Genomic DNA, 6,475 nt, shown 5'->3' with positions numbered 1-6,475 from the left:
GTGGAGCGACTGTAAGACCTGAAGGGAGTAAATCCCCGAAGGCGGGTGCATTGAAGCAGAAAGCCCCCATCAGTGATGTTGGAGAATCCCGCGCTGTCTCGTAGAGCAGCGTCGGGAGGATGTCAATAGTCGCTGCTTTTCTGACTAAATAAGTTGTTATTTCGTGATTAACGTGTTTTTGAAAGCGTCGCTCTTTTCCTGATAACCGTTGCTGTAGTTGCCGACATCTTTTCCGACTACTACGAGTGCCTTTAGATGCTTTTTTTTGTAGAACTGCTCTGATTTGAGAATAATGATTTCTCTTAGAAGTTATATTTTTACCTGACCATGATTCACCTTCAGATGTTGAGGCTATATCTGTCCTGCCTAAATCAATTCCTATTATTTTATTTGTTGACTTTGGCTCCGGAACAATATGATTAACATGAATATTTATATAGTAAGTTCTATCTTTTCTTTTAGTTAAGACTGCTGAAGTAGCCTTACTACCTTTTAATATTCCACGTTGATAATTACCTATTAATAACTCAAACTTTGTGCGCTTACTCAAAAGCTTTAAACTCACAATCCATTTCTTTGTATCTAAACTAAATGTTCTACTGTCGTAATCAACTGATGTTGGTGCAAAAGTTAATTCTTTTTTTATATGATTAGTAATAGAAGTTTTGCGATTAGAACATACTCGTCTAATAGCGTGAATTGTAGTTTGTGCTGATAACTGAAACTTTTCTCTAACTGTACCGTACATCAAAGCTTGCATGGCCACATTATTTGTCAGTTTTTTGTCACTATTTTTGTCTACATACTGACAAGCATGAGCAAACATTTCCATAGTGGCTTCTATTTCTTTTGCCACTTCTGGGCTGACCTTTAATTTACAGGATATAGTTGTTATTTGCTTCATTATTATACGATATTTCAAATGGTGAAAAATATCAATCAACAATGAAGCTTCATTTTATTTGAAATTAAAAATTCCTCCCGGCGCTGAATCATAGATTACAACGCGGGACTCCTTTTTGATATTTAGTTGAGATTTGTGGAATGGGCATCTTGCCCGTTCCAGATATTTGCCCGCATTAACGAAGTCAGAAGTCAGAAGTCAAAAGTCAACCCACCCCCGCCCCTCCCAGGAAGGGAGCCAGGAGGGGAAGTAGGGGATGCGTGAGCAACTCTCCAAAAATATTGCGCCTTAAAAGGCAGGGTTGCGCGACCCATATTATTTTGATAAGAATTTTTGCTTACTTCCACAGCATTTGCTTTTGTTGCGGATGTCGCAATAGGAGTTTTTACTCAATAGTTGTTTTTGTTGCGGATGTCGCAATAGGAGTTTTTGCTCAATAGTTGTTTTTGTTGCGGATGTCGCAATAGGAGTTTTTGCTCAATAGTTGTTTTTGTTGCGGATGTCGCAATAGGAGTTTTTGCTCAATAATTGCTTTTGTTGCGGATGACGCAATAAGAGTTTTTGCTTAGTTTCTCTTCGGCAGTTTTGTTGCGGATGTCGCAATAGGAGTTTTTGCTCAATAGTTGTTTTTGTTGCGGATGTCGCAATAGGAGTTTTTACTCAATAGTTGTTTTTGTTGCGGATGTCGCAATAAGAGTTTTTACTCAATAATTGCTTTTGTTGCGGATGTCGCAATAGGAGTTTTTACTCAATAGTTGTTTTTGTTGCGGATGTCGCAATAGGAGTTTTTGCTCAATAGTTGTTTTTGTTGCGGATGTCGCAATAGGAGTTTTTGCTCAATAGTTGTTTTTGTTGCGGATGTCGCAATAGGAGTTTTTGCTCAATAGTTGTTTTTGTTGCGGATGTCGCAATAGAAGTTTTTGCTCAATAATTGCTTTTGTTGCGGATGACGCAATAGGAGTTTTTGCTTAGTTTCTCTTCGGCAGTTTTGTTGCGAATGGCGCAATAGGAGTTTTTGCTTAGTTTCTCTTCGGCAGTTTGATTGCGGATGTGGCAATCGGAATTTTTGCTTACTTCCACAGCATTTGCTTTTGTTGCGGATGACGCAATAGAAGTTTTTGCTTAGTTTCTTTTCGGCAGTTTTGTTGCGGATGACGCAATAGGAGTTTTTGCTTAGTTTCTTTTCGGCAGTTTTGTTGCGGATGGCGCAATAGGAGTTTTTGCTTAGTTTCTTTTCGGCAGTTTTGTTGCGGATGGCGCAATAGGAGTTTTTGCTTAGTTTCTTTTCGGCAGTTTTGTTGCGGATGGGATTAGCAGTATCGGGGGCAATTCTACAAAGCTTAATCCGTAATCCTTTGGCAACTCCAGGTATTATTGGCGTGAATGCTGGACCTAGTTTAGCTGCAGTGGTAGTAATTGTACTGTTGCCAAATGCTCCTCTCTTTGCTATACCTATTTCTGCCTTTGGTGGCGCGATCGCTATTTCAATTCTCATTTACCTACTTGCTTGGGAAAAAAGGAACTCAACTATGTACTTAGTTTTGATTGGTATTGGTTTAAATACCATCGCCAGCGCTTTAACTACTGTAATGGTGACATTCGGCGAATTACAGCACTTTTGAGGAAGCGTGAGGTACAGCTATAAGACTATTTATTTCTATATTCCCTGTTGCCTGTTGCCTAGAGCAATAAAACTTTGTACTTCATCAACTAGAAAACTGCTGTAAATAGTGTTTCTCAAGCTTTAATTTGGATTACAGGTAGTGTCCACGGCCGCAGTTGGGAAAACGTTTTGCCATTACTACATCAGAATTAGTTGCAACAATGATCTATTAATATTAAAAAAATAATTCAATAAGCTTTGGCTACTACAGAACTTTTGGACTTGGCAGGGCGATCGCCGGATTCTCTGTCTGGAGGCCAAAGGCAACGAGCTTGGATTGCGATGGCCTTAGCTCAAGATACAGAAATTTTATTGTTGGACGAAACAACTACTTTTTTGGACTTAGCTCACCAGATTGAACTTCTGGATTTGCTCCAGGATTTGAATGATTCTCAGGGGCGGACCATAGTTATGGTTTTGCACGATCTGAATCAAGCTTGTAGATATGGGGATAATTTGATTGTGCTACGGGATGGCCAAATTGTGAATCAGGGTCATCCAGAGCAAGTGATGACAGTGGGAATGGTTCGTTTAGTATTTGGCTTAGAGTCTCAAATTATTCAAGACCCTGTAAGGGGGACACCAATGTGCATACCAATGGGTCGCAAAACTTGACAAATTCAAAATATTTGTATATATCTATCTAGTTAAGAAGTTTTATCATTGAATTTTGATATAACAAAAAATCTCAGACCATACGGAAAGTTTTGCTAACACAGAACTTTCCAGGATAATTTTGTGCAAACGTTTTCACGGAGAGTTTTGCTAACACAGAACTTTCCGGGATAATTTTGTGCAAACGTTTTCTATGTCTTATAGAAACTCTGTTTTAGAGATGGAAGGCGTTAGCATTACTTGTAATCAATATAAAAAAATCATCAAAAAAAAATGAGGCATTGCTGAAATGTAATGGTAGGTAGCTGAAGGTAAAATTGAAAAACTTATGTTTTGCGTTGATACTTAATCTAAAAATCATTACCATTCAGCAACGCTCCTATTTATGAAGATTCGATGAAGAGGAAACTCGTATTTATGAAGATTCGATGAAGATTCTATATTTCATAGCATATCCGAGGAAACCCGTATTTATGAAGATTCGATGAAGATTTTATATTTCATAGCGTATTCATCGAAAAATTATGATATATCTAAAAAGATGAAGAAATTTAGGGAATAAAAATAAATAATGATGGGTGAGAATCAGGGTAACAACGACGCGGTGGATGTATCTGGATATTTTTTTACGCCCATAGTATCAACTGACAAACAGGATTACGCGCCTGGTGAAACGGCAGTAATTACTGGGAGCGGCTATACGCCGAATTCGGAGGTGATAGTTGAGATTACAGATGACCCGGATGATCCGGGGGATGATGCTGAAGTAGATGTATATCAACCCATCAACGTGACTGTGGATGAATCTGGTCAGTTTACGGTCGAGTGGTTTGTGCCCATTGATAATAATGGTACTGGCAGCGGTCCTCCCGATGCCTTAAATGCAACGTTGAATTTGACAGCAACGGGAAGTGGTGCAGATTTGATGTTTGGCACATCAGATGACGAGGTGGCGGTAACGACCTTTACTGATGCTCTGCTGGCAGATCCTGTACAGACTTATTTCGTACCTCTGCCAGAAGACGATTTATTCGCCACCTTTGACACGATCAACTCAGTTGCTGATGGCAATATCAATAATGTAATCTCAGTGGCGATCGCCGCAGATAACACTATAGTCTATTACGACCACTGGGAAGATGGTTACGATCCGAACCCTAATGATACGGTCAATAAACAGGCCAGTACGGAGATCTGGGGGGATGGCGACCTGACTAATGGGATTGCACCTGGTACTGTTGATGATATTCTCAGTGGTGGGGATGCGATTGTCCTGGATAATGCTATTCCTTCTGCCAATAACTACCGAAATCCCAACACCATCCTGTATGATGGTGCTGACAGAATTCAGACCACACTGCCTATTGCCGTGACCCGCTTTGCCTTCCCAAACAATCCAGGTTCTCTTATGGCAGGTGCAGTTGAAGTTTTCAACCAGGATTCTTGGGGCGATCGCTTCATTGCACCCGTGGGTGAAGACACGGCAAGCAACACTAATGCCTTTGAGTATTCGGTCTTTTATGTAATGGCCGGCGACGATGGTACAGAGCTGTTCCTGAATGGCTTGCAGATAGACATTAACGGCGACAACGTGATTGATGCTAACGATGTCCTGAACATAGGTGATAATTTTGTTATTGAAGATCTCCAAGAAGGGGATGAACTGACTTCCAGCAGACCAGTTCAGGTAGACCTCGTAACAGGTGACATTGGTGATAACTACGAATTACGTTGGTACGCCCAGGTTGATGCGGATGAATGGACTAACGAATACATTACCCCAGTTGCTGAGGAAGCTGGCTCCACAGGTTACTGGTTCTATAACCCCAATGACTCAGAAATTACAATTTCCTATGAGGGCGGGAATAGTCCCAATGGAACCTTTGATGTTGCGGCTAACAGTTCCACATTTATAGAAGTGGGCTCTAACATCAATTTGTCTGGGGATAACTACTCTGGTCTACGCTTCTTTACAGATGCTACTAATAACGGTGGCGCTACGCCCAATTTCTATGGTTTAGCCCAAGTAGATGCAGACGGTGGTGGCGAAATTTTTGATTGGGGCTTCCCCTTAATACCAACCGATCAGCTAACCTCACAGGTGTTGGTGGGCTTAGGACGCGGTGCAACTGATGATGGTCAGCCTCTCAACAATCAAGGGGAAGAAAGCAGGAGTGTTGTTTGGGTTACGCCCATTGAAAATAGCAACATCTTTATTGACTTCGATGGGGACGGCACATTTGACTATAACGAATCTGTCGATGCCTTAGATTCACTGCGAATCGTGGATGATACTGGCCTATTCCCTGGGGCTGAAGGTGACCAGGATCTGACCGGAGCTATTATTGTTTCCAATACGTCTGCGGATGGCAATGGCCAGCCCAATGGAACACCAGTCAGCATTGCAGCTGTCTGGGGACAAGATCCACCGCGCTCGTTGTCTAGTGATGGTGAAGCTTTAGATTTAGGAACAGCGATCGTGCCATTGGCGAATCCCGCTATTAATAAGGAAGCCGTTAGCGTTACCAATCCAGACGGGACCACGGATAGCGATGGCATTGTAGACCAGGTTGGCGATGTCATAAATTATGAGATTGCGGTTAGTAATGTCGGTTTCCAAGATCTAACAGGTGTCGTGGTCACAGACCCCCTCTTAGCAAATCTGAGTGGCCCAGTTGAGTCTATAAACACTGATAACATTTTACAGAGTGGAGAAACTTGGACTTACACGGGAAGCTATACCGTTCAGGAGTCTGACATTGATACCAATGGTGGTGGTGATGGGGATATTGACAACATTGCCACAGTTGATACCAATGAGACACCTCCGTCCAGCGATTCTGAAGAAGTGCCGATCAATCTGAGCAGCATTAGCGGTAATGTTTCTGAGGATATTGACAACAATGACACTGGTGATGTCAACCTCGAAAACGTCACGGTGGAATTGCTTGACGATCAGGGTACAGTTATTAGTACTACCACAACGGATACCGATGGTAACTATGAGTTCACTGACTTAGAGGCGGGTGATTACACTGTTCGTCAAACTAACTTGCCTGGTTACAGCAATGTTAGTGACACTGATGGAGCTAACGATAATCTGATTGGTGTGACGCTACCTGGAGATGTGGATTCCACGGGTAATGATTTTGTGGATGAGCTTGCTGGTACAGTCAGCGGTCATCTGTATTTAGATACAGATGGAGATGGTGTGCAAGATGAAGGTGAACCTGATTTAGAAAACGTAGATGTAGTTGTTACTGATAGCAACGGCGATACTCAAACAGTCACAA

4 protein-coding genes are annotated in these 6,475 nt (G+C 41.7%); 3 read left to right on the top strand and 1 reads right to left on the bottom strand.

Annotated features, from left to right (window positions below; all coding sequences use genetic code 11):
* Nucleotides 1-904 (bottom strand): transposase (locus tag F6K27_RS22950; protein ID WP_287278485.1); only part of this gene is annotated, 904 nt, incomplete at its 3' end.
* Nucleotides 905-2,175: 1,271 nt separating this feature from the next.
* On the opposite strand from F6K27_RS22950, the gene F6K27_RS22945 reads away from it, so the two are divergent.
* The 3 genes from F6K27_RS22945 to F6K27_RS22935 all read left to right on the top strand — a co-directional run.
* Nucleotides 2,176-2,526: an iron chelate uptake ABC transporter family permease subunit gene (locus tag F6K27_RS22945; RefSeq protein ID WP_287278484.1), complete on the top strand. Its 351-nt coding sequence runs from the start codon at nt 2,176-2,178 to the stop codon at nt 2,524-2,526.
* Between the two features lie 239 nt (nt 2,527-2,765).
* A complete protein-coding gene (locus tag F6K27_RS22940) occupies nt 2,766-3,182 on the top strand; it encodes an ABC transporter ATP-binding protein (RefSeq protein WP_287278483.1) in 417 nt (138 codons plus the stop codon).
* Between the two features lie 571 nt (nt 3,183-3,753).
* Nucleotides 3,754-6,475, top strand: a 2,722-nt coding sequence (locus F6K27_RS22935; protein WP_287284552.1) for an SdrD B-like domain-containing protein, incomplete at its 3' end; no start/stop codon positions are given.

Origin of the sequence: Okeania sp. SIO2F5 (genome assembly GCF_010692685.1) — a bacterium.
Lineage (GTDB): Bacteria > Cyanobacteriota > Cyanobacteriia > Cyanobacteriales > Microcoleaceae > Okeania > Okeania hirsuta.
Note: the sequence above shows the minus strand (reverse complement) of the source record. Positions and strands in the feature narration are given on the sequence as shown.